Origin of the sequence: Comamonas resistens (assembly GCF_030064165.1) — a bacterium.
Lineage (GTDB): Bacteria > Pseudomonadota > Gammaproteobacteria > Burkholderiales > Burkholderiaceae_C > Comamonas > Comamonas resistens.
Map to the genome: position 1 here is coordinate 5,129,428 of NZ_CP125947.1, position 22,195 is coordinate 5,151,622.

Here is a 22,195-nt window from a genome sequence, read left to right on the forward strand (position 1 = left end):
CTCAGGCAAGGCGATATTCCCCCACGTTGAACCGCCACCGGCATGCGCTTGTGGCAGCCCATCATGAAAACTGAAGCCTTTGACACCGATGTACTCGTCATCGGTGGTGGCAATGCCGCCCTGTGCGCTGCGCTGATGGCGCGCGAAGCCGGCAGCCGCGTGCTGCTGCTTGAATCCGCTCCGCGCGCCTGGCGCGGCGGCAACTCCGGCCACACCCGCAATCTGCGCTGCATGCACGACGCTCCCCAGGACGTTCTGGTCGAGGCCTATCCCGAAGAAGAGTACTGGCAGGACTTGCTCAAGGTCACGGGCGGCATCACCAACGAGCATCTGGCGCGCATGGTGATCCGGGCCTCCTCGACCTGCCGCAACTGGATGCGCAGGCATGGCGTGCACTTCCAGCCGCCGCTGTCGGGCGCGCTGCATGTGGCGCGCACCAATGCCTTCTTCATGGGCGGCGGCAAGGCGCTGGTGAATGCCTATTTCCGCAGCGCCGAAAAGCTGGGCGTGGAAATCCGCTACGAATCGCCCGTGGACAAGCTCGAAATCGAGAACGGCCGGTTCCAGGCTGCCTGGGTCAAGACCACGGACGGGAGCCAGCGCATCACGGCCAAGAGCTGCGTGCTGGCGGCGGGCGGCTTCGAATCCAACCGCGAATGGCTGCGCGAGGCCTGGGGCCAGAACGAGCGCGGCGAATGGCCGGCCGACAACTTCATCATCCGCGGCACGGCCTTCAACCAGGGCGTGCTGCTCAAGCACATGCTGGAAGTGCAGCAGGCCGACGGCCTGGGCGATCCCACGCAGGCGCACATGGTGGCCATCGATGCCCGCGCTCCGCTGTACGACGGCGGAATCTGCACGCGTATCGACTGCGTCTCGCTGGGCGTGGTGGTGAACCGCGATGCCCAGCGCTTTTATGACGAGGGCGAGGACTTCTGGCCCAAGCGCTATGCAATCTGGGGCCGCCTGGTGGCCCAGCAGCCCGGCCAGATCGCCTACTCCATCATCGATAGCAAGGCCATAGGCCGCTTCATGCCGCCGGTGTTCCCCGGCGTGAAGGCCGACTCCCTGCCCGAGCTCGCGCAGAAGCTGGGCCTGGACGTGGACACCTTCATGGCCACGCTCGACGCCTACAACCGCAGCTGCAAGGTCGGCCACTTCGACCATACCGCGCTGGACGACTGCCACACCGAAGGCCTGGCTCCGGCCAAGACGCACTGGGCGCGCCCGCTCGATACCGGCCCTTACTACGGCTATGCGTTGCGCCCCGGCGTGACCTTCACCTACCTGGGCCTGGAGACCGACGACACGGCCGCCGTGCGCTTTGCCGACCAGCCCAGCCAGAACCTGTTCGTGGCCGGCGAAATGATGGCCGGCAATGTGCTGGGCAAGGGCTACACGGCCGGTGTGGGCATGTCGATCGGCACGGCCTTTGGCCGCATTGCTGGGCGCAATGCCGCCCTGGCGGCTGCTGGCAAACCCGCTATCCATGGCGCCGTAAAGGACGAGGTCTAAATCATGAGCATCCAATCCCTGCAAGAACTGGGCAAGGAAGCCCAGACCCTGGCCACCGGCAAGGTGATTCTCATCCTCCCGGCACCCACGCAAACCGCTGCCGAGGACGAAGTGGCGCGCGTGATGCAGATCTGCAATGCCTGCCGCTATTGCGAAGGTTTCTGCGCCGTGTTCCCGGCCATGACGCGCCGTCTGGAGTTCGGCAAGGCCGATGTGCATTACCTGGCCAATCTCTGCCACAACTGCGGCGCCTGCCTGCACGCCTGCCAGTACGCACCGCCGCACGAATTCGGCATCAACATCCCCAAGTCCATGGCCGAGGTGCGCGGCCAGACCTATGCCGACTATGCCTGGCCGCCCGTCATGGGCAGGCTCTACCAGAGGAACGGCCTGACGCTATCGCTGTCCCTGGTGGCCGGACTGTTCCTGTTCCTGGCGCTGGCCGTGGCGGCACAAGGAGGCCTGGGCCAGCTGTGGAACCACAATCTGGGCAACAACTTCTACCACCTGTTCCCGCACAATCTGCTGGTAGGCATCTTTGCGCCCGTGTTCCTGTTCGTGGTGTTTGCGCTGTTCATGGGCGTGCGCCGCTTCTGGAAGGACGTGAGGCCCGCCACCAGCAACGTGGATGTCAGCGGCCCGGCGGCGGCTGAAGCCACGCACGACGTGCTGCGCCTCAAGTACCTGGATGGCGGCCACGGTGACGGCTGCCACAACGAGGACGACGAATACACGCTCAAGCGCCGCCGTTTCCACCATTTCACCTTCTACGGTTTCATGCTGTGCTTTGCGGCCACAGGGCTGGCCACGGTCTATCACTACGTCTTTAACCTACATGCACCTTACGAGCTGCCCAGCCTGCCCAAGGTCCTCGGCGCCCTGGGCGGTGTGAGCCTGATGACAGGCACGGCCGGCCTCTGGGTGCTGAACCGCGCGCGTCACCCGCTGCACGGCGATGCCAGGCAAAAGCCCATGGACCTGGGCTTCATCGCCCTGTTGTTCCTGGTCGCGGCCAGCGGTCTGGCGCTGTGGCTGGGTCGTGGCACTCCGGCTCTTGCCTTGCTGCTGTGCCTGCATCTGGGCGCCGTGATCGCGCTGTTTGCCACCTTGCCTTACGGCAAGTTCGCCCACGGCATCTTCCGCACTGCGGCGCTGCTGCGCCACAACGCCGAAAAGCGCGAGCCCAGCCCCATTGGCCTGGGCGCCGATTGACCCGATACCAAAAAGATAGCTGCCAGTGCTTGCCAGACAAGCGCCCAAGCTCAATTCCCACATCAAGGAGACCCACCATGCAAAAACGCACTCTGCTCCAGGCCGCCGTGCTGGCAGCCACCTCGCTGGCTCTTGCCGCTCCCGCGCAGGCACAGGGCTTTCCGCCCAACAAACCCGTGACCCTCGTCGTGGGCTTTGCGGCCGGCGGCGCCGCTGATGCAGCCGCGCGCCTGATTGCCAAGAAGCTGGGCGAGAACATCGGCCAAACCGTGGTGGTGGACAACAAGGGCGGCGCGGGCGGCAATATCGCCCATCAGTTCGTGTCCAAAGCACCGGCCGATGGCTCGGTGCTGCTGTTCGGCTCGGTCGGCCCGCTAACCATCGCGCCCCACATCATGAAGGTGGGCTACAACCCCTTCACCGATCTGGCGCCGATCTCGGGCGGCGTGAACTTCCCCAACGTGCTGGTGGTGCACAAGGGCGCGGGCGTGAAGACCCTGGCCGAATTCGTGGCCAAGGCCAAGAAGGAGCCCGGCAGTGTGGACTATGCCTCCACCGGCGCAGGCTCGGCCTCGCACCTGGCCGGCGAACTGTTCAACCAACGCGCGGGCGTGGAGATGGTGCACGTGCCCTACAAGGGCGGTGCGCCAGCGCTGCAGGACCTGCTGGGCGAGCGCGTCACCTCCTATTTCGCGCCCCCCCCGACGGCCCTGCCGCATATCGAAACCGGCAAGCTGATTCCGCTGGCCACCACAGGCCTGACCCGTCCCGCCTACATGCCCAATATTCCTACAGTGGCCGAGGCCGGCTATCCGGGCTTCGAAGCGTTGAACTGGTATGCCTTCGTCGCACCAGGCAAGACCCCCACGCCCGTGCTGGATCGCTGGAATACGGAGATCGTCAAGGTGCTCAAGGACCCCGGCGTGGCCGAAGCCCTCAAGCAGCACGGCCTGACCCCCCAGCCCACCACGCGCCCCGAATTTGCCGCCTTCATGAAGAAGGAATACGAGCAATGGGGCAAGGTGGTCAAGGAACGCAATATCACCCAGAACTAAGGGCGGTGTGCCGGTATTCAGAGAGTGATCGGCTTCTTTTCCACAGGCGCGGCAAAGCCCACGCACAGACGGTTCCAGACATTGATGCAACCGATGGCGTAGCTGAGCTCCACCATCTCGCGCTCGCTGAAGTAGGGGCGCAGGGCCTCGAAGTCCTGCGGCCCGGGGTGGGCCTGGCTCAGCTGCGTGCAGCGCTCGGCCCAGTTCAAGGCGGCGCGCTCGCGCATCTCGAAGAAGTCCACCTCGCGCCAGGTCACCACGCTGTTGATGCGCTGCAGGTCCTCGCCACGCGACAGCAGCTCGCGCACATGCATGTCCACGCAAAAGGCGCAGCCATTGATCTGCGAGACGCGCAGATAGACCAGCTCCAGCAGTTGCACGCCCAGGCTGGAACGGGCCAGCAGCGCGTTGATGCTGCCCTGGGCCTTGTAGAGCTCGGGCGCGAGGGAGTGGAAGTCCAGGCGCGGCGTTGGGATGGCAATCGGATTAGCGGTGGGGTTGGCGATATCGGTCATGCAAACACTCCTTGGGTAATGCGAGCCCGCCCCAATGGCGCGCTCTTATCTCTCTAGACGAGTGGCCCATCGCTTTTGTGACAAGAAACGAAAAAATAGTCTGAAAACCGTGCGGCGACACCGCCCATGGCTTGCCTCAGACCGCTGAACCGTCTGGCAGCGCCAGGTCGGCCAGCTTGTCGGGATTGCGCAGCGTATAGACGCAACACACCAGCCCGTTCTCGACCAGCAAGGTCTGTACTGACTCCACTTGCCCGCCGATACAACGCACCAGGCCGGGCAGGCCGTTCACGCGCACCAGATGCATGGTCTGCGCCTGCCCTTCGCGCCGCACGCGCCGGGCCGTGGCGAAGTACAGCAGCGCCAGGCGTCGACCGCTCTCCAGCACCTTGCCGAAGGACGGCACCTTGCCACCCCCGTCACTGATCAGCACGGCATCGGGGGCGAACAGCGCCTGGATCTGCGCCAGATTCCCGCCCTGCACGGCCTGGGCAAAGCGGCGCAACAGCTCGGCATGGGCTTCGGCCGGCGCATCGAAGCGCGGCCGCCCGGCCTTCACATGGGCCCGCGCGCGATGCACCAGCTGACGGCAGGCCGCCTCGCTGCGACCCAGGGCCTGGGCCATCTCGTCATAGTCGGCATCGAACACTTCGCGCAGCAAAAAGGCCGCGCGCTCCTCGGGCGTGAGTTGCTCCAGCACGAACAGCAACGCGGTGGAGACGTCGTGGGCACGCTCCAGCAAGTCCTCGGATGAAGGTGCCGCCTCGGTCCAGGGCTGAATCAGGGGCTCGGGCAGCCAGAAGCCCGCGTAATGCTCACGCTCCACACGCAGGCGCCGCAGCCGGTCGATGGCCAGCCGCGTGGCCGTGGCCACCAGCCAGGCCTCGGGCTGGGCCACGGCGGCGTGATCGCTGTCCTGCCAGCGCAGCCAGACGTCCTGCACCAGATCTTCGGCCTCGGCCCGCTGGCCCAGCATGCGATAGGCGAGCCCGAACAGGCGTGGGCGATGGCGCTGGAATTCCTGCAGTCCCGCATCGGCGGACGGCGCAGCATGGGAAGGGGTGTTCACGGGAGGTCTCCTGCAAAAAGGCTGGGGGCCGGCCACCCAGTGTGACAGGCCCCAGCCTTAGACGCAGAAGCAGCGTACTTTGTGACAGCGGGGAAGCGGCGCAGCCACCCAGGAGGGATCAATAGGCCACGGCGCAGCCGTCCTTGCGCGGATCGGAGCCCGCGATGTAATGGTCGCCGTCGCGCAGCACCAGCTGGGCGCCGCCAAAGGCGAACACGCCGTGGCCGGCCTCGACGGTGACTTCGTGGCCACGCGCGCGCAGCTGCTCGACGACGGCGGCGTCGAAGGCCGGCTCCACCGCCACGCCCTTGCCGCCGGTCACGCGCCAGCGCGGCGCATCGGCCGCGGCCTGCGGGTTCTGGCCGTAGCGCAGCACGCGCAGCGCCATCTGCAGGTGGCCCTGGCTCTGCATGGGGCCGCCCATCACGCCGAAGGCCATCTGGGGCGTGCCGTCGGCATTCATCGCAAAGGCCGGGATGATGGTGTGCGAGGGGCGCTTGCGCGGGCCGACCTCGTTGGCGTGGCCGGCCTCGGTGGTGAAGCCCTTGCCGCGGTTCTGCAGGCTGATGCCGGTGCCCGGCACGACCACGCCCGAGCCGAAGCCCATGTAGTTGGACTGGATGAACGAGACCATCATGCCGCTGGCATCGGCCGCCGCCAGGTAGACCGTGCCGCCGGGCCGGGGCGCGCCGTAGCGAGGGTCGCTGACCTTCTCGCGGTCAATCAGCCGGGCGCGTTCGCGCAGGTAGCCGCGGTCCAGCAGCTGCGCGGGGGTGACGCGCATATGGTCCAGATCGGCGTTGTACTGGTGCAGGTCGGCAAAGGCCAGCTTCATGGCCTCGATCTGCAGGTGCACGCTGTCCACGCCGTCCAGCAACTGCTGGCCCACGCCCAGCTCGTCCAGCATGCCCAGCGCCATCAGCGCGGCAATGCCCTGGCCGTTGGGCGGGATCTCGTGGATCACCGAGTCGCCGAACTTCTGCGATACCGTGCCCACCCAGTCTGCCTGGTGCGCAGCGAGGTCTTCCTCGGTCATCACGCCGCCGCAGGCGCGCGAATGCGCAGCCATCTTTTTGGCCAGCGCGCCGCGGTAGAACGACTCGCCCATGGTGGCGGCAATCTCCTCCAGCGTGCGCGCATGGGCTTCGCTCTTGAACACTTCACCGGCCTTGGGTGCGCGGCCGCCGGGCAGAAAGCACTCGGCAAAGCCGGGCTGGTCGCCGAGCTTCTGGCCACCCAGCTCCCACAGCGTGGCGATGGTGGGCGAGACCGCGAAACCGTGGCGCGCATAGTCGATGGCGGGCTGCGCCACCTGCGCGAAAGGCAGCTTGCCGAAGCGCCTGGACAGCGCCACCCAGGCCGACACGGCGCCGGGCACGGTCACGCCGTTCCAGCCTTTTTCCGGGATGCCGCCGAGCTGGGCGAAGTACTCGGGCGTCCAGCCCGCGGGCGAACGGCCCGAGGCGTTGAGGCCGTGCAGCTCCTTGCCGTCCCAGACGATGGCGAAGCCGTCGCTGCCGATGCCGCAGCCCGTGGGCTCGACCACCGTGAGCGTCATCGCCGCAGCCAGCGCTGCGTCCACCGCGTTGCCGCCGGCCAGCAGCATGCGCAGGCCGGCCTGCGCGGCCAGCGGCTGCGAGGTGCTGACCATGTTGCGCCCCAGCACCGGCGAGCGGTGCGAGGCATAGGGAAGCGTCCAGTCCTTGATGGCGTTTGTCATGCCTACTCCAGAGTGATGTGGTTGTCCTTGATGACCTTGGCCCAGCGCGCGCTGTCGGCCTTCACCATCGCCGCGAACTCCTTCGGCGTCTGCGCCTTGGCCGGCTCCACGCCCTGCTTGGCCAGGTTGGCGATCACGTCCGGATTCTGGACGGCCTGGTTGAAGGCCTGGTTGATCCGCTCCACCAGCTCGGGCTTCATGCCGGCCGGGCCGTAGACGCCGAACCAGGTGACCGACGAGTAGCCCGGCAGGCCCGATTCGGCCAGCGTCGGCAGGTTGGGCGCGAGCGCGCTGCGCTGCTCGCCGGTGACGGCCAGCGCGCGCAGCCGGCCGCTGGCCACATGGGGCATGCCGGTGGGGATCGAGTCGAACAGCAGGTGCACCTGGCCCGCGGCCAGGTCGGTGATGGACTGGGCCGTGCCCTTGTAGGGCACGTGGGTGAGCCGGATGCCCGCCTGCGCGGCAAAGGCGGCGGTGTTCAGGTGCACGATGGTGCCGTTGCCGCTGCTGGCGTAGTTGAGCTGGCCGGGGTTGGCCTTGGCGTAGGCGATCAGCTCCTGCACGGTGCGCACCGGCAGCGAAGGCGTGACCAGCAGCATGCTGGCCGCATCGGCCGTGTGGGCGATGGGGGTGAAGTCCTTGTCCACCTTGTAGCTCAGCTTGGGCATCAGGTGCGGCGAGATGGCGTGCGTGCTGCTGGTGGTGAACAGCAGCGTGTAGCCGTCGGGCGCGGCCTTGGAGGCCTCGCCGGCGCCTATGGTGCCGCCGGCGCCGGGCCGGTTGTCGATGATCAGCTGCTGGCCCAGCTCCTGCGACACGCGCTGCGCGATCACGCGCGCCACCAGGTCGGTCGCGCCGCTGGGCGGGAAGGGCACGATCACCCGCACCGGGCGGCTGGGCCAGGGGGCTTCGCCCTGGGCCTGGGCCGGTAGTGACACCTGGGCCAGCAGGCCACCGGCCAGGACCGCGGCGGCCTGAATCCACTGGCGACGCGAAGATGAAATAGCAGACCGTGCCGGCATGGCAACACTCCTGGTGAGATGGCGGGTTGGCGAATCGGATGGCCGCAGCCGGGCGGCACTGGAACAGGCCATCTTAGAAAACGGACGCGTTTGCCGCCATCGGCAAATTTGCAAGCCATCCTTGCCGCAACGGCAAACCGAGCACAATGGGAACCTCTTCCATTCGCTGCCATGCCCGATCCGCTCCACCTGCTGCTGCAAGACACCGCATTGCGCTACTTCCATGAAGTCGCGCAATGCGGCTCGCTGACCGAAGCCTCGGCCCGGCTGCATGTGGCGGCCTCGGCCATCAGCCGCCAGATCGCGGCGCTGGAGGCGCGGCTGGGCACGCCGCTGTTCGAGCGCCACCCGCGCGGCATGGTGCTCAATGCCGCCGGAGAGATCTTGGCCGACCACGCGCGCCGCGCAGGCCTGGATGCCGAGCGTGCCCTGGGCGAAATCCAGGCCCTGCAGGGCCTGCGCAGCGGCAAGGTGCGCATTGCCAGCTCCGACGCCTTTGCCAGCGAATTCCTGCCGCGCCTGTGCGCGGCCTTCCAGCGCGAGCATGCCGGCATCGTCTTCGAGGTCAACGTGCTGCCCACACCCGAGGTTTCCGGTGCCGTGCGCACCGGCACGGCCGACATAGGCCTGTGTTTCAGCCGGGTGCCAGAGCCCGGCATTGCCGTCGCCTGCCGCGTGGCGGCGCCCGTGCTGGCCCTGGTGGCGCCCGGCCATGCGCTGGCCCAGGAACGCAGCGTGGCACTGGCCAGGCTGGCGCGCTATCCGCTGGCCCTGCCGCCGCCGAGCACGGCGGTGCGCCAGTTGCTGGACGCTGCCTGCAGCCGACAGGGGTTGATGCTGGTGCCGGCGCTGGAGAGCAATCACGGCAAGACGCTGCTGAACTTCGCGGCCCAGGGCACGGCGGTGGCCGTGGCCAGCGAGATCGCCGCACGCAACATGGTGGCCACGGGAGCCCTCGCGGCCGTGCCGCTCAGCGACCGCGGCATGGACCTGCGCGACATCGAGGTGCAGACCCTGGCCGGCCGCACGCTGCCGCATGCGGCGCAGTCCTTTCTGGAGCTTTTGCAGCTGCGCCTGCCCGCCGCCTGGTGAAGCGAAGGCCGCTCGCGCCGGCTCAATCCGCCTTGGGGCGCAGCACCAGCCATAGCGACAGCGCAATCAGCCCGCCCCCCATGGCATGTGCGACTGTCAAGGACTCATCGAGCAGGGCCCAGCCCCAGAGCACGGCGAACACGGGCACGATGAAGGTCACGGTCAGCGCCTTCTGCGGCCCCTCGTCGGCAATCAGCCTGAAGTACAGCACATAGGCCAGAGCCGTGCTCAGCAGGCCCAGCACCGCCACATTGCCCCATGCCAGCAGCGGCGCGGCCTGCAGCCTGGCCAGCATGCCGGGCTCCAGCGCCATGTCGAGGAGCAGCGCCGGTGTCAGCACCATCAGCGCACCCAGCTGGCTGATGAAAACGGCAGCGCGCGTGTCCACGGACGCATTGGCACCCGCAAGCCTGAGCGTCAGATAGCTGGAAAACGCATAGCAGACCGTGGCCACAAAACAGGCCGCCATGCCGCCCAGCACAGCTGCGCTGAGATCCAGCGGCCCGGCCTGGGCCAGCACCGCCACGCCGCCAATCCCCAGCAGTACCGCAGCCACGCGCGCGGGCGTGATCGCCTCGGCAAACACCAGCGCCCCCACCACAGTGGCCACCAGCGGCGTGGTGGCATTGAAGATGGCGCTATAGCCCGATGGCAGCACCTGGGCCGCCAGCGCGTACATAAGAAAGGGAATGCCGGAATTGATGACGCCCAGTGCCAGCAAAGGCCAGAGATAACGCCCCAGCCGCGGCCGATAGCCCATGATGGCCAGCGTGGCCCCCAGGCCCAGCGTGGAAAACAGCCCCCGCCCCACGGCCGTGGGCACGGCCCCCAGGTGCGGCACGGCGACGCGCATGAAAAGGAAACTGCCGCCCCAGAGGGCGGCAAGTGCAAGCAGTCGGATCAGGCTGGCCAGGGACATGCCGTGCATTGTGCACAGCCCGGGCCGTGCATGCCTGTCACGGCTGCTTCAAACAGGGCTTAGTGAATCTGGGCCAGCACATCATCCAGCGTGGCACCCGCATCCTGCGGTACTGCTGGTGTCGGCAGAGGCGGCCGATAGATGCTGGAATCCGCATGAACCAGGCCCAGATCATGGCGCTGACCGGCTAGATAGTCGCCCACGGACTCCAGCACGATAGGACTGCGGTGCAGATGGGCCGTGGCCTTGAGTTCATCCAGCGTGAGCCAGACGCTGCGCACAATGCCTTCGTCAAGATGGCTTTGCGCATGGTGCATGCCCAGTTCGCCCGTAAAGGCAAAGCGCAGATAGGTGATGTCGGCTCCGGTGCGGGTACGCACAAAGCGGTTCATATAGATGCCGACCAGTGCCGTGGGAGTAAAGCTGTAGGCCGTCTCTTCCATGACTTCACGCACACAGGCATCGATAGGCGTCTCGGCAGGGTCCAGATGACCTGCGGGCGTATTCAGACGCAGTCCATCCGCCGTTTGTTCTTCCACCAGCAAAAAGCGGCCATCGCGCTCGATGATGGCCGAGACTGTCACATTGGGTTTCCAGCGATTGGGCATGGGCGGCATTATCCTTGCCCTGCCCGGCAGGCATGTCAGATTAATCCCTCCATATAGACGGCATCTTCGCCATAACTGGCCAAGTGTTGCTGCTGCGCAGCATTTTCAAGATTCACCCTCGCATAGCCTTGGCCTTCCCAATAGGCCTGTGACCCCTGCACCGACACCAGGGCAGTGCGCGCAATGCCTCGTGCCCTGGCTTGCTCGCGTGCGGCCTGCACCATACGTCCGGCCAGACCCTGCCCGGCAGCTTCGGGGGACACCGCCATATCGTGCAGATAGAGCACGCTGGCATCTGCGTAGTCCGCAAAGTCGCCGCCAAACGGCGTGACTGCACCGGGCCGCGACCAATAGGCGGCCAGATAGGCCAGTATCAGCGGCCCGCGCACGGCGGCCCAGGAACAGTGCCCCGCCATGGCCAGACGCCGGGCATACACATCGCGTGACTCCAGAAAGTCCTGGCCGTAGCACTGCGCCTGTATGCGCAGCACGGCTTCCACATCGGCTGCCGCCAGCGGGCGCAGCTGGATCTGCATCAACTCCGTCATCAGAAACTCATCAATTCACAGCTGCCAGCGCTTATCTACAAAGGGCTTGCAAGCAATTTTTCTTAAAAATCAGCCCTACCAGCTTAGCAAGAGCACAAAAGCACAGCCGACACGCCATCTATCGCAACAGTAATAATTCTCAATTATATCTTTGCATTCGATATTCATACCATTGAGCCAACGCATCTGGAGAACCCCATGACCCGTCTGATTCAAGCCCTGAGCCACAATCGTCTGACCCTGGCCAAGACGGCCAGCTACTACTGTATTCACATCACGGTCGCTGCCTGCGTGGCCTATGCCGTCACGGGCAATCTGATCGCTTCGCTGACACTGAGCCTGCTGGAGCCCACGGTTCAGGCCTTTGCCTTCTTCTTCCACGAGAAGGCCTGGGAACGCCGCCTGAAAAAGCAGCAACCGTCGCAGCAACCAGCCGAGGCTCTGGCCGTATGAACCTGCGAATCCCTACCGGCTTTCCGCAATGGCTGATGCAATCACTGGCAGCCATCGGCGACTGTGCAGGCCATCTGGAGTGATGGAAGAAAAGCTGTGCATAAGTATTCAAATTGCATTGAACAAATGAACACTTCTGCATCTACTTTCTCTTTGACGATTGAGAATTGAATAACTTCACCTCCATATCTGTGCATAACTCAAACCGCCTGTCATCGAAATGACAAACCATGGGTTTGCGGCTATTTCGTCTCAACGGGCGCTGTCCAACAATGGACGGGAATTCAAGGAGTTCCCATGCAGATCGCAGACACCGAGGCCCGGAGCCTCGCCAGCCCGCAAGATGCCCAATGGCTGAGCGCCCACTGGATGCCTTTCACGGGCAACCGCAACTTCAAGGCCCAGCCGCGCATCATCACGGCCGCCAAAGGCGCTTACTACACCGACGCAGACGGGCGGCAGATCTTCGACGGCCTCTCCGGCCTGTGGTGCAGCGGTCTTGGCCATGGTCGCAGCGAAATCGCCGAGGCCATCGGCAAGGCCGCGCAGCAACTGGACTATTCACCGGCGTTTCAGTTCGGGCACCCGGCCTCCTTCGAGCTGGCCAATCGCATCGTGGGCCTGATGCCCGAGGGACTGGAGCATGTGTTCTTTACCGGTTCAGGCTCTGAAGCTGCAGACACCTCACTCAAGATGGCTCGTGCCTATTGGCGTGCCAAGGGTCTGGGCAGCAAGACAAGGCTGATAGGGCGCGAGAAGGGCTATCACGGCGTGAACTTCGGCGGCATCTCGGTGGGCGGCATGGGCGGCAACCGCAAGACGTTTGGCCAAGGCATAGAAGCCGACCATCTGCCCCACACTCAGCCACCCATGGGCTCTTTCTGCAAGGGCCAGCCGCAAACCATAGCCCACAGCGACGGCCGGGCACTGGCCGACCGGCTGCTGGACATCATCGCCCTGCATGACGCCAGCAATATCGCCGCCGTGATCGTGGAGCCCATGTCGGGCTCGGGCGGCGTGGTGATTCCTCCCGATGGCTATCTGCAGCGGCTGCGCGAAATCTGTACCCAGCACGACATTCTGCTGATCTTTGACGAGGTCATCACCGGCTTTGGCCGCCTGGGCGCCATGACGGCCGCCGAGGCCTTTGGCGTGACGCCCGACATCATGAACATTGCCAAGCAGGTCACCAACGGCGCCCAGCCGCTGGGCGCCTGCGTGGTCACGCCCGAGATCTACAAGCAGTTCATGGATGCGGGCGGCCCGCAATACATGCTGGAATTTGCCCACGGCTATACCTACTCGGCCCACCCAGTGGCCTGCGCTGCGGGCATTGCGGCCCTGGATTTGCTGACACAGGAGGACGGGCCATGCCGCGTGCGGGCGCTGGCACCGTTTTTCGAGCAGGCCGTGCACAGCCTGAAAGGAGCGAAGCATGTGCTCGATATCCGCAATATCGGGCTGGCGGCAGGCCTTTCCATCGCGCCCGCACCCGGCGAGCCTGCCAAGCGCCCCTACGAGATCGCCATGAAATGCTGGGACCTGGGCTTTTATGTGCGCTACGGCGGCGACACAATCCAGCTGGCCCCACCGTTCATCAGCGAACAGGCCGAGATCGAGCGCCTGGTCAATGCCCTGGGCGATGCACTGCAAGCGACCGCCTGACTTCTAAAATCAATAGCTGCAAACGCTTTACCAACAACCTTTTGCAGCTATTTTCATATAGATTCAGGAAAACTGTGCGGCCAATGCTTCGTACTCGGCCACCGGGACTTCCTCGGCGCGGCGCTGCAGATCAAACTCGCCCGAGAAGCCTTTTTCCTCCAGCCATTTGCCCAGGGTGTTGCGCAAGATCTTGCGGCGCTGGCTGAAGGCCACCTGCACCAGCTCTTCGAGCAACTTGGGGTTGAGCTCCGCAGGCTTTTCGCGCGGAATCATGCGCACCACGGCGCTGTCGACCTTGGGCGGCGGGTTGAAGCTGCCCGGCGGCACGAACAGCACATCCTCCATGGCATAGCGCCACTGCAGCATCACCGACAGGCGGCCATAGGCCGAGTTGCCAGCATCGGCCACCATCCGGTCGATCACCTCTTTCTGCAACATGAAGTGCTGGTCCTGCACCACATCGACCTGCTCAAGCAGATGGAACAGGATGGGGCTGGAGATGTTGTAGGGCAGATTGCCGACCACACGCAGCTTGGGCACGCCCAGGCGCGCGGCCAGCGCCCGGAAGTCCACCTTGAGCACGTCGGACTCGACCACGTCCAGGTCGTCACGCAGACGCAGGCGTGCGGCCAGATCACGGTCCAGTTCGATCACCGTGAGCTTGCCCAGGCGCTCGACCAGAGGCTGGGACAGGGCCATCAGGCCTGGGCCGATTTCGACCATGGGCTCGCCAGCCTTGGGGTCGATAGCCTCAACAATGTTGTCGATGATGGCGCCATCGGTCAGAAAGTTCTGGCCAAAGCGCTTGCGGGGAATATGTTTCATGAATGCGAAAGCGGTGCCTGGGCACCGCTTGAAATGAGAGAGGGTGACTTGAGTGCCCGATGCGCAATGATGACATTACCGGGCACATCAAGCAGATTGCACGGACTTATTGCGGTGGCTCGCGGTACTCGACAAATGCCTTGCCGCGCAGTTCCTTGAGCCAGGTTTCGTAGTCCTGCTCTGCCTTGCGCTCACGCACCACGTTGCGCACCATTTCGCGCTGTTCGCGCTCGGTCAGCTTTTCCTGGCGGCGCTCGATCAGCTGAATCAGGTGCACGCCAAAGCGCGAAACCACGGGGTTGCTGATCTGGCCGGGCTGGAGGCCGTCTAGCACGCGCTCGAACTCGGGCACGAACTGGCCGGGCGAGGACCAGCCCAGATCGCCGCCATTGCGAGCGCTACCGTCCTTGGAGAACTCCTGGGCCAGTTGCTGGAAGGTGGCCTGACCCGCTTCCACACGGCGCTTGTAATCCTCCAGGCGCTTGGCTGCCTGGGCTTCCGTCAGATTCTTGTCCACCAGCAGCAGAATGTGACGCGCATGGTTTTGCGTGATGTAGACAGGGGCGCCGGACTGGGACTTGCCCAGCACCTTGAGCACGTGAAAGCCCGCATCGGAGCGGAAGGGGCCAACGATGCTGCCCGTGGCGGCCGAGCCAACCTGCTTGGCAAACAGCTCGGGGTACTCGCTCATGGGGCGCATGCCCATGGAGCCACCGCCTTGTCCATTGGGTACGTCCGAGAACTCACGCACGGAGGCGATGAAGTCGGGGTTCTTGCGCGCGGCTTCCGCCGCCTGCTTGGCCTTGGCCTCGCGCTCGGCCACGACGGCTGGGCTGGCGTTTTCGGGCACAAGGATCAGGATATGGCCCAGGTCCACCATGGCCGATGCAGCAGCGGCTTCGCCAGGGCGCTTTTGTTCCTTGAGGAAACGGTCGATGTCAGCCTCGCTCACCTTGACCTTGCCGTCCACCTCGCGCTCACGCACGCGCTGCATGGTCATCTGGTTGCGGATCTCCGCGCGGAACTGCGCTTCGGACAGGCCCTCGGCCTTCAGACGCGACAGCAGCCCCGGCAGGTCCGTGCTGTTCTGGCGCGCCACATTGTCCATTGCCTGATTGACCGTCAGGTCATCCACCTTGAGGCCCGTATCCGAAGCCTCCTGCAGTTGCACGCGCTCGACGATCAGACGCTCCAGCACCTGGCGTGCCAGCTCGGACTGTGGCGGCAATTGACCGCCTTGCTCGCTCACATTTTGAGTCACGCGCGCCATGCGGGCACGCACCTCGTTATTGGTGATGGGTTCGGAATTGACCACGGCAACGATGTAGTCCGCCGAACGAGGTCCAGCGGCCGGCAACTGCCGTCCCGAGGCCTGCACGGTTGCATCCAGCGCACGGGAGATGGAAGCGTCAGTGCCCTTGGACTTGCCAGTACCAGGACTCTTGAGGCCCTGCGCCTGTGCAACCGCGGCCAGCATGAACAAGGCCGCAGCCATGCCGCAAACGCTCGATGATTTGGGGGAGAAACGCATGAAAAACCTTGATCAATCGTAATTGGTGAAGCGGCTGGGCGGAGATACCGCCTCACGCAGATATTGGTAGCGCGGCACGTTGCGCTTGAGGCTGGCCGTGGGGTCTGCACCAAAGCTCAGGCGCGAGAAGCCCACGAACTCCATCTGGAACAGCAGTTGCAGATTGGACTGAGTCACCGAGCTTTGCAGACGCTGCAGCACCACGCGGCCAATCCAGCAGCAGCCGTCATATTCAAGGCCGACCACGGTATCCACCATCTGTCGGTCCTTGATCGAATAGTTGAGACGGCCGACCGCATACCAGCGACCGCCGCCCTGGCCTCGGCCTGCGCCCAGGTCCTTGCCCTTGTCACCCCAGAGATCGTTGATGGGCCACTGCCAGCCCACATCCACCAGTTCGCTGGAAGGCTTCTTGGTCACCGTATCCAGCTGCGTGCGATAGCCGATGTTGAAGGTGCGATAGTTGCCCGGACTGTAGCGGGCCGTGGCCGTGGTCCGCACCGTTCGCCCCAGATCCTTGTTGTACTGAGTTGTGCCTTCCAGAGACCATTTATCGGTCCAGTTGATGGCCGCACCCAGCAGGATGTCGGACAACTTGCTGGTCGCGGCCACTTCACCGGGCAGCAGCACGCGCTGGTCAGAAAGGCGCACGCGCTGGGCAATGGCCAGCTTGAGCTTTTCCGCCCCGCTTTCCGGATCGATAAAGCGCGATGTGGCACCCAGCGTCACCAGGTGATTGTCGGCAATACGGTCCTGGCCGACATAGTCGTTCTCGGAAAAAATACTCGAGAAATTGAAGTCGCTGCGACCGGTGTCATACAGCGGCAGCATGCTCTGATCGCGATAGGGCGTATAGGTGTAGAAGGCACGCGGCTCGAAAGTCTGCAGCAGCTTCTTGCCAAACCAGGAGGTATCACGTTCGAAAACGAGGCCGCTGTCCAGACTGAAGGTCGGCAGCGTGCGATTGGCGCTCTTGCTGCCATTGCTCATCATGCTGTCCGTGTCATACCTCGACGTATGCAACATGAGCTTGGGTGTGATGAAGGCTCCAGGCGACAGAAAGGGACGGCTCAGCTGAGCCTGCACATAGCTGCGCTGGCCATTGTTCACCGCCTGGCCTGTCAACGGCCGGATCAGCTCAAAGCGCGTGGTATCCGCGACCAGACTGAAGTCCAACCCATGCGGCAGCTCCTGCGGCGTGTAGCGGTACTGGAGCTGGGGCACCATGCTGTAGGGTGGTGCGATCAGCGCATCAGGATCCTGCAGCGTCTGGTAGCGCGTCATATTGAGGCTCAACGCACCATCGCCCTTGGCCCAGCTCAGGCTGGCCGTGCTGGGCAGCAGACGCTGGCGCATCGCAACCGGAGCCAGTCTGAAATCCCGCCAGTAATCATCATCGCTGACACGATTCAGATTCAGGTTCAGACCCAGCCCGCCAACAGGCGAATCAATCACGGCCCTGTGCTGCCAGGAATAGCCCCAGCGATCCCGGCTACGCAGATTGTCGCCAGGCATGTAGCTGGCGTATGTCTCACCTGAGTAGCTGGGTTCCATATAGCGGAACAGGCCGGTCAGATTGACGCCACGCTTGGTCATCACCGTCGGAGTGACCGTCAGATCGCGATTGGGTGCAATATTCCAGTAATAGGGCTGGGAATATTCGATGCCGCCGAGCTTGTCCATGCCGATCATGGGAGGCAGCAGGCCGGATTTGCGCTTGTCCGATAGCGGAAAGCTCATGCGCGGCACGGGCAAGACAGTGACACCCTTGAATTGCAGCTTGGCATTGTGTGCCACGCCCACTTCCTCGGCCATGTCCAGCTCGATGGTCTCGGCCTTGAGCATCCAGCTGGGCTGCCAGCTGGCCTCATCATCACGCTGGCAAGTGGTGTAGGTGGCGTTGTGGACTACCGAATGGTCCTTGTCGATGAAATCCACACGCGAGGAGTCACCATAGGCACCATTGGCCAGGAAACGGTAATCGGCGTTGTCGAACTGCCCCTTGAAGGCATCCACCTGCAAATCCAGTGCGGTTCCCTTGTAGATATTGCCCGCCTGGTTGATATAGACCGAACCCACCGCGTTGACCTTGTCGTCAGGCAGGGCGTAATCGAGCTTGTCGGCACGGATCATGGTATCGCCACGGCGCAGCTCCGCCTCGCCATGCACCGAAGCGTTGATGTCAGGCTGACCGGCCAGGCTGTCGCCCTTGATATAGATGGGCTGCTGATCGCGTACTTCCTGCGGATAGGTCTCTTGCAGCAAAGAGCTGGACTTGAGCTTGAGCGCGGGCAGCCCATCGGCCATCAGCGCCGCCTCCTGCCCGGCAGTTGCCTCGGGAACAGCGGACTCCTGCGCCTGGACATGCAGACCTGCGCCGGCCCAGGCCAGAGCCACCGCCCAGGCCAGAGGGCGAATCGCCGGACGCACGCTCACTGCCCGCGAAGCGGGTAAAGAGCTGGCGGCCAGGGAGTCTTGCAGAGAATTAGGGGATTGCACGGTGGTCAATAGCGCGCGTGCGCAGGCATACATCAACGAATCACGACTTACGCAAATCAGGCTTAAGCCAGTGCCTTGCCTTCAGGAAACCGCCTTGGCACACCCTTGTTTGTGTAAGTCCTACGAATAAGACCGAGAGCCTAGCATCACTGTCCGGTGATGCGCCGGCATCGGTTTGTAAAATCCGATTATCCATGACCGCTTCAAACCTCTCCAATGTCGGCGTTGTCTGGGCAGATGCTGCCCGCCACGCCGCTTTCGACGCCTGGCTGGCTCCCCTGGCTGCCCGCTTTCAGCTGCGCCCTGAAACCCTGCGCCCTGCCTCGGCCGATGCAAGCTTTCGCCGCTATCTGCGGCTGGACTGCAGCCATGGCGCTAGCCTTATCGTCATGGATGCCCCACCTGACAAGGAAGACTGCGCACCTTTTGTCAAAGTCCAGGCCCTGATGGCACAGGCCGGCCTGTGCGTGCCGCAGATTCTCGACTGGGATGCGCAGCACGGCTTTATTTTGCTCAACGACCTCGGCAGCAAAACCGTGATCGAGGCTCTCAACCCCGAAAAGCCCCAGGACGCCGAGGCCTGGTACCGCTCCGCGGTCGAGGTTCTGCTGGATTGGCAGCTGGCCTCCCAAAGTGGCAATGTCGGCAAGCTCCCCCTTTACGACGAAGCTCTGCTGCGCCGCGAGCTGCAGCTCTTTCCCGACTGGTATATCGCCAAGCACCGCCAGTTCGCGCTGGATGACAAGCAGCAAGCCACTCTGGCCAAGACCTTTGACCAGATCGTGGCCCACAACCTGCAGGCTCCCTGCGTCTATGTCCATCGCGACTTCATGATGCGCAATCTGATGCAACCTGTCTCTCCAGACGCTCCTCTGGGCGTGCTGGACTTCCAGGACGCCGTCTACGGTCCCATCACCTATGACATCGCCAGCCTGCTGCGTGATGCCTTCATCAGCTGGGAAGAGGACTTTGTCATCGACATCACCATCCGCTACTGGGAAAAAGCCCGCAAGGCCGGCCTGGTCGGCGCGGGCAGCGCCAGCGGCTGGGGCGACGACTTCGGCGAGTTCTACCGTGGGGTCGAATGGATGGGGCTGCAGCGCCATCTCAAGGTTGCTGGTATCTTCGCCCGCCTGACACTGCGTGACGGCAAGCCCAAGTACCTGGCCGATGCACCGCGCTTTATCCACTACATCCGCTCCACTTGCAGCCGTTACCGCGAACTGGGCCCCTTCCTGCGCTTGATCGATCAGATTGAGGGCATTCAGGCACAGGTCGGTTACGCCTACGGAAGAATGTGAGAAACACCCCCTGAGCCGCTTTGCGGCTTCCCCCTCTCTCGCTTTGCTTCGCAATGCGGGAGGGGGGCAACACCTTCGCGGCGGGGCGGCCCTTGCTCGGTGTTTCTGGCTTGAGCCACGCCCCATTAAGACTATTGCTATCTATTCCAAATGCCGCGCTATCACTGTCCTATTCCTCTGCACATCGGCTCCGAACTGGATCTGCCCGCAGGCGCCGCCCGCCATGTGCAGGTGCTGCGTCACCAGCCCGGTGACGTCATCACCTTGTTCGAGGGCCAGACAGGCAACGGCTTTGCTGGCGGTGAATTCGATGCCGTCATCACCCATATGGGCCGCAGCGACGTCGGCGTGCGTATACAGGCGCACCGCGCCGTGGAGCGCGAGGCAGAGCGTGCCGTGCACCTGGTGGTCGGCATGCCCGCCAACGAGCGCATGGACTGGCTGGTGGAAAAAGCCACCGAGCTGGGCGTGGCCAGCATCCAGCCCGTCATGGCCGCGCGCAGCGTGCTCAAGCTCAAGGGCGACCGCGCCGACAAGAAGATCGAGCGCTGGCAGTCCATTGCCGTCTCGGCCTGCGAGCAATGCGGCCGCAACCAGGTGCCGGTGATTCACGCCCCTCGGCCGCTGGCCGACTGGCTGCGCAGCCAGGATGCGCCGGACGCCGAGTCAGCTCGCTTTGTACTTTCACTGCGCGAAGGCAGCCAGCCGCTACGTACTGTCACCAGCGATGCGAAAGCCGTCTGGGTACTGCATGGCCCCGAAGGCGGCCTGACAGCACAGGAAGAAGACTGGGCGCTGGAACGCGGCTGGAAGCCCGCCAGCCTGGGCAACCGAGTGCTGCGCGCCGAGACCGCATCGGTCGCGGCCCTTTCCCTGCTGGCCCTGGAGTAAATCATGAGCAGTTGTCACCTCTCTCTGGCCAAGCCCGAGTTCTATGCGCAAAACTTTCGCGTCGAAGCCCCCGAGCCTGCACCCGAAAAAATCCTGACCCCGCGCCGCATGGGCTGCATCATCGTCAATGCAGCAGCAGAATCCTCTGCAGCGCTTTTGGGGCATACGTTTACAGCTCCTGAAGAAGGAGCACCTCTACCGCCTGTGGAGCGTACCTTGGTGTCTGCCAGCTTTGGGCTGGTGCCGCACTGGGTCAAGTCTGCCTCGGACGGCCGCCTGCGCGCGCTCAAGCTGGTCAATGCCAAGATCGACAACCTGACCACGGGCACGGCATTTCGCGATGCCTGGCTGGCCGGCCAGCGCTGCATCGTGCCGCTGCAAGCCTTTCAGGTCGATGATCTGCGCCCCGGCAAGCCTGTACCCACACGCATCACCCGCGTGGATAACCAACCCATGGGCGCAGCCGGCGTCTGGGCACGCTGGGTGGGCGAGGACGGCGAAATCATCGTCAGCTACGCCCTCATCACCATCAACGCCAATGCCCATGCGCTGATGAACCGCTACGGCCATGCCGGCAATGACAAGGCCATGCCCGCCATCCTCAACGAAGGCGCTTACGACGCCTGGCTCAACGCCAAGGTCAACAAGGCCAAGGAGTTTCTGCGCCCCTACCCGGCCGAAAAGCTGCGTGCCAACCCGGTCGAGAAAGGCCGCAAGCAGCCGCCGCCACTGCTCTAAGGCTCAAGCCACCGGAAACCGCTGGTCCAGCCACTGCTGCAACCGCGCAAACACGGGGGCGGCCAGTTCGGGGCGTTCGTTGAAGATCTCGTGATAGGCCGACTCGAAGCACTGGGCCTGCACCACACTGGCCGGCGCCTGCTGCGCGAATGCCGCACTGCCTGCGGGGTCTACCAGCTTGTCCTGCCCGGCCCATAGCAGCAAGGTCGGAACACACCAGTTGCGGGCCTTGGCCAGCACATGCGCGCCGCCTTCAGCCATATAGCGTGCCAGCCTTGCGCTGATGCGCTTGTGCTGCAATGCATCGGTGTCATAGGCCTGCACCACCTGCGGATCATGCGATAGATGCCGCGACTTCAGCCCGCTGGCCACGCGCAGATTGGGTAGCAACTTGGGCAGGCCTGTCATCAAGGCCTTTTGTACCGCAGTCAGATGCAGCGCCAGCGCGGGCGAGGACAGTACCAGAGCATCCACATGGCGCAAACCGGATGCCACAAAATCTGCAGCCACAAGACCGCCCATGCTATGACCCAATAGCACGATGGCCTGATTTTTCGGCATCTCCGCCCGCAAGCCGTCCAGCACCACGGCCAGATCGTCAAGCAGCCGCATATCGCTGCTCAGACCGCCTTGCGGTCCGCCCGAGAGACCATGCCCATACTGGTCATAGCCGCGCACGGCAAAACCCCAGTCATTGAGCCTGCGCGCCAGCGCCGCGTAACGGCCACTATGTTCGCCCAGGCCATGCACCACCAGTACCTGCGCACGAGCCTTGACGCCTGACGCCAGCGGCCAGTCACGCAAAGCCAAATGCGTGCCATCCGAAGCTGGGCCATGACTGATCTGTGCTCCCGCATCCCCGTGGTGATAGTTTGCTGTGTCCATTTGCTCCCCCTGCATGCCATGCATGGTTTCGAGAATGACGCTCCCCGCGCTATTCGTCAACCAGACGGGAGGCTTTGGTCTTGACAACCCCGCTCATCGGCCTGCACGCGGACACGGTCCCGGCCATGGGCT

General features: G+C 64.1%; 20 protein-coding genes. 9 read left to right on the plus strand and 11 right to left on the minus strand.

Annotated features, from left to right (window positions below):
- The first annotated feature begins 63 nt into the window (after positions 1–63).
- The 3 genes from tcuA to QMY55_RS23985 all read left to right on the plus strand — a co-directional run bounded on the left by tcuA (position 64) and on the right by QMY55_RS23985 (position 3,782).
- The gene (gene tcuA / locus QMY55_RS23975; RefSeq protein ID WP_283486579.1) at positions 64–1,515 is read left to right on the plus strand and encodes an FAD-dependent tricarballylate dehydrogenase TcuA; all 1,452 of its coding nucleotides are present in this window, start codon (positions 64–66) and stop codon (positions 1,513–1,515) included.
- Positions 1,516–1,518: 3 nt separating this feature from the next.
- Positions 1,519–2,727, plus strand: a complete 1,209-nt coding sequence (tcuB, locus tag QMY55_RS23980) for a tricarballylate utilization 4Fe-4S protein TcuB (RefSeq protein WP_283486580.1) — start codon at positions 1,519–1,521, stop codon at positions 2,725–2,727.
- Between the two features lie 77 nt (positions 2,728–2,804).
- On the plus strand, positions 2,805–3,782 hold the full coding sequence (locus tag QMY55_RS23985; RefSeq protein WP_283486581.1) for a Bug family tripartite tricarboxylate transporter substrate binding protein: 978 nt from the start codon (positions 2,805–2,807) through the stop codon (positions 3,780–3,782).
- A gap of 17 nt (positions 3,783–3,799) precedes the next feature.
- On the opposite strand, the gene QMY55_RS23990 is transcribed toward QMY55_RS23985, so the two are convergent.
- From QMY55_RS23990 to QMY55_RS24005, 4 genes are all read right to left on the minus strand, one after another.
- Positions 3,800–4,297, minus strand: coding sequence for a carboxymuconolactone decarboxylase family protein (locus QMY55_RS23990; RefSeq protein ID WP_283486582.1), 498 nt, complete (start codon positions 4,295–4,297; stop codon positions 3,800–3,802).
- 136 nt (positions 4,298–4,433) lie between these two features.
- Positions 4,434–5,366: an RNA polymerase sigma factor SigJ gene (gene sigJ / locus QMY55_RS23995; RefSeq protein ID WP_283486584.1), complete on the minus strand. Its 933-nt coding sequence runs from the start codon at positions 5,364–5,366 to the stop codon at positions 4,434–4,436.
- A gap of 118 nt (positions 5,367–5,484) precedes the next feature.
- The gene (locus QMY55_RS24000; RefSeq protein WP_283486585.1) at positions 5,485–7,086 is read right to left on the minus strand and encodes a gamma-glutamyltransferase family protein; all 1,602 of its coding nucleotides are present in this window, start codon (positions 7,084–7,086) and stop codon (positions 5,485–5,487) included.
- A gap of 2 nt (positions 7,087–7,088) precedes the next feature.
- On the minus strand, positions 7,089–8,108 hold the full coding sequence (locus QMY55_RS24005; protein WP_283486586.1) for a Bug family tripartite tricarboxylate transporter substrate binding protein: 1,020 nt from the start codon (positions 8,106–8,108) through the stop codon (positions 7,089–7,091).
- A 171-nt stretch (positions 8,109–8,279) separates the two neighbouring features.
- Here QMY55_RS24005 and QMY55_RS24010 point away from each other — a divergent pair, with 171 nt between their 5' ends.
- Positions 8,280–9,200 carry a LysR family transcriptional regulator gene (locus QMY55_RS24010; RefSeq protein ID WP_283486587.1) on the plus strand — a complete coding sequence of 307 codons (921 nt, stop codon included), beginning with the start codon at positions 8,280–8,282 and terminating at the stop codon, positions 9,198–9,200.
- 22 nt (positions 9,201–9,222) lie between these two features.
- Here QMY55_RS24010 and QMY55_RS24015 read toward each other — a convergent pair whose 3' ends face one another.
- Genes QMY55_RS24015 through QMY55_RS24025 form a run of 3 tightly spaced genes read right to left on the minus strand, consistent with a single transcriptional unit; the run spans position 9,223 to position 11,275 of the window.
- Positions 9,223–10,119 carry a DMT family transporter gene (locus QMY55_RS24015; protein ID WP_283486588.1) on the minus strand — a complete coding sequence of 299 codons (897 nt, stop codon included), beginning with the start codon at positions 10,117–10,119 and terminating at the stop codon, positions 9,223–9,225.
- Positions 10,120–10,178: 59 nt separating this feature from the next.
- The gene (locus QMY55_RS24020) at positions 10,179–10,736 is read right to left on the minus strand and encodes an NUDIX hydrolase (RefSeq protein ID WP_283486589.1); all 558 of its coding nucleotides are present in this window, start codon (positions 10,734–10,736) and stop codon (positions 10,179–10,181) included.
- Between the two features lie 26 nt (positions 10,737–10,762).
- Positions 10,763–11,275, minus strand: coding sequence for a GNAT family N-acetyltransferase (locus QMY55_RS24025; RefSeq protein ID WP_283486590.1), 513 nt, complete (start codon positions 11,273–11,275; stop codon positions 10,763–10,765).
- A 198-nt stretch (positions 11,276–11,473) separates the two neighbouring features.
- Here QMY55_RS24025 and QMY55_RS24030 point away from each other — a divergent pair, with 198 nt between their 5' ends.
- Together QMY55_RS24030 and QMY55_RS24035 are read left to right on the plus strand one after the other, a co-directional pair.
- Entirely contained in the window at positions 11,474–11,728 is a 255-nt protein-coding gene (locus QMY55_RS24030; RefSeq protein ID WP_283486591.1) for a DUF2061 domain-containing protein, read from the plus strand.
- A gap of 297 nt (positions 11,729–12,025) precedes the next feature.
- Entirely contained in the window at positions 12,026–13,393 is a 1,368-nt protein-coding gene (locus QMY55_RS24035; protein ID WP_283486592.1) for an aspartate aminotransferase family protein, read from the plus strand.
- A gap of 63 nt (positions 13,394–13,456) precedes the next feature.
- On the opposite strand, the gene rsmA is transcribed toward QMY55_RS24035, so the two are convergent.
- From rsmA to QMY55_RS24050, 3 genes are all read right to left on the minus strand, one after another.
- Complete coding sequence (gene rsmA / locus QMY55_RS24040; RefSeq protein WP_283486593.1) at positions 13,457–14,218, minus strand: 16S rRNA (adenine(1518)-N(6)/adenine(1519)-N(6))-dimethyltransferase RsmA; 762 nt, start codon at positions 14,216–14,218, stop codon at positions 13,457–13,459.
- A 106-nt stretch (positions 14,219–14,324) separates the two neighbouring features.
- Positions 14,325–15,749: a peptidylprolyl isomerase gene (locus QMY55_RS24045; protein WP_283486594.1), complete on the minus strand. Its 1,425-nt coding sequence runs from the start codon at positions 15,747–15,749 to the stop codon at positions 14,325–14,327.
- A gap of 12 nt (positions 15,750–15,761) precedes the next feature.
- Positions 15,762–18,281, minus strand: a complete 2,520-nt coding sequence (locus QMY55_RS24050) for an LPS-assembly protein LptD (protein ID WP_407650575.1) — start codon at positions 18,279–18,281, stop codon at positions 15,762–15,764.
- 161 nt (positions 18,282–18,442) lie between these two features.
- Between QMY55_RS24050 and QMY55_RS24055 the strand changes: the two genes are divergently transcribed.
- The 3 genes from QMY55_RS24055 (at position 18,443) to QMY55_RS24065 (ending at position 21,178) form a co-directional block, all read left to right on the plus strand.
- The gene (locus QMY55_RS24055; RefSeq protein ID WP_283486595.1) at positions 18,443–19,549 is read left to right on the plus strand and encodes an aminoglycoside phosphotransferase family protein; all 1,107 of its coding nucleotides are present in this window, start codon (positions 18,443–18,445) and stop codon (positions 19,547–19,549) included.
- Between the two features lie 150 nt (positions 19,550–19,699).
- The gene (locus QMY55_RS24060) at positions 19,700–20,440 is read left to right on the plus strand and encodes a 16S rRNA (uracil(1498)-N(3))-methyltransferase (protein ID WP_283486596.1); all 741 of its coding nucleotides are present in this window, start codon (positions 19,700–19,702) and stop codon (positions 20,438–20,440) included.
- Between the two features lie 3 nt (positions 20,441–20,443).
- Positions 20,444–21,178, plus strand: coding sequence for an SOS response-associated peptidase (locus tag QMY55_RS24065; RefSeq protein WP_283486597.1), 735 nt, complete (start codon positions 20,444–20,446; stop codon positions 21,176–21,178).
- A gap of 3 nt (positions 21,179–21,181) precedes the next feature.
- On the opposite strand, the gene QMY55_RS24070 is transcribed toward QMY55_RS24065, so the two are convergent.
- Complete coding sequence (locus tag QMY55_RS24070) at positions 21,182–22,063, minus strand: alpha/beta hydrolase (RefSeq protein WP_283486598.1); 882 nt, start codon at positions 22,061–22,063, stop codon at positions 21,182–21,184.
- Between the last annotated feature and the right edge of the window lie 132 nt (positions 22,064–22,195).

Bases quoted from the DNA above. Each gene is read 5' to 3' on its own strand.
- QMY55_RS24005 (WP_283486586.1), bottom strand. From the start codon at position 8,108: ATGCCGGCACGGTCTGCTATTTCATCTTCGCGTCGCCAGTGGATTCAG.
- QMY55_RS24030 (WP_283486591.1), top strand. From the start codon at position 11,474: ATGACCCGTCTGATTCAAGCCCTGAGCCACAATCGTCTGACCCTGGCC.
- QMY55_RS24055 (WP_283486595.1), top strand. From the start codon at position 18,443: ATGACCGCTTCAAACCTCTCCAATGTCGGCGTTGTCTGGGCAGATGCT.
- QMY55_RS24015 (WP_283486588.1), bottom strand. From the start codon at position 10,119: ATGTCCCTGGCCAGCCTGATCCGACTGCTTGCACTTGCCGCCCTCTGG.
- QMY55_RS24060 (WP_283486596.1), top strand. From the start codon at position 19,700: ATGCCGCGCTATCACTGTCCTATTCCTCTGCACATCGGCTCCGAACTG.
- tcuB (WP_283486580.1), top strand. From the start codon at position 1,519: ATGAGCATCCAATCCCTGCAAGAACTGGGCAAGGAAGCCCAGACCCTG.
- QMY55_RS24035 (WP_283486592.1), top strand. From the start codon at position 12,026: ATGCAGATCGCAGACACCGAGGCCCGGAGCCTCGCCAGCCCGCAAGAT.
- tcuA (WP_283486579.1), top strand. From the start codon at position 64: ATGAAAACTGAAGCCTTTGACACCGATGTACTCGTCATCGGTGGTGGC.
- QMY55_RS24025 (WP_283486590.1), bottom strand. From the start codon at position 11,275: ATGACGGAGTTGATGCAGATCCAGCTGCGCCCGCTGGCGGCAGCCGAT.
- QMY55_RS24065 (WP_283486597.1), top strand. From the start codon at position 20,444: ATGAGCAGTTGTCACCTCTCTCTGGCCAAGCCCGAGTTCTATGCGCAA.
- QMY55_RS24000 (WP_283486585.1), bottom strand. From the start codon at position 7,086: ATGACAAACGCCATCAAGGACTGGACGCTTCCCTATGCCTCGCACCGC.
- QMY55_RS24070 (WP_283486598.1), bottom strand. From the start codon at position 22,063: ATGGACACAGCAAACTATCACCACGGGGATGCGGGAGCACAGATCAGT.
- QMY55_RS24020 (WP_283486589.1), bottom strand. From the start codon at position 10,736: ATGCCGCCCATGCCCAATCGCTGGAAACCCAATGTGACAGTCTCGGCC.
- QMY55_RS23990 (WP_283486582.1), bottom strand. From the start codon at position 4,297: ATGACCGATATCGCCAACCCCACCGCTAATCCGATTGCCATCCCAACG.
- QMY55_RS24010 (WP_283486587.1), top strand. From the start codon at position 8,280: ATGCCCGATCCGCTCCACCTGCTGCTGCAAGACACCGCATTGCGCTAC.
- rsmA (WP_283486593.1), bottom strand. From the start codon at position 14,218: ATGAAACATATTCCCCGCAAGCGCTTTGGCCAGAACTTTCTGACCGAT.
- QMY55_RS24050 (WP_407650575.1), bottom strand. From the start codon at position 18,281: ATGTATGCCTGCGCACGCGCGCTATTGACCACCGTGCAATCCCCTAAT.
- QMY55_RS24045 (WP_283486594.1), bottom strand. From the start codon at position 15,749: ATGCGTTTCTCCCCCAAATCATCGAGCGTTTGCGGCATGGCTGCGGCC.
- QMY55_RS23985 (WP_283486581.1), top strand. From the start codon at position 2,805: ATGCAAAAACGCACTCTGCTCCAGGCCGCCGTGCTGGCAGCCACCTCG.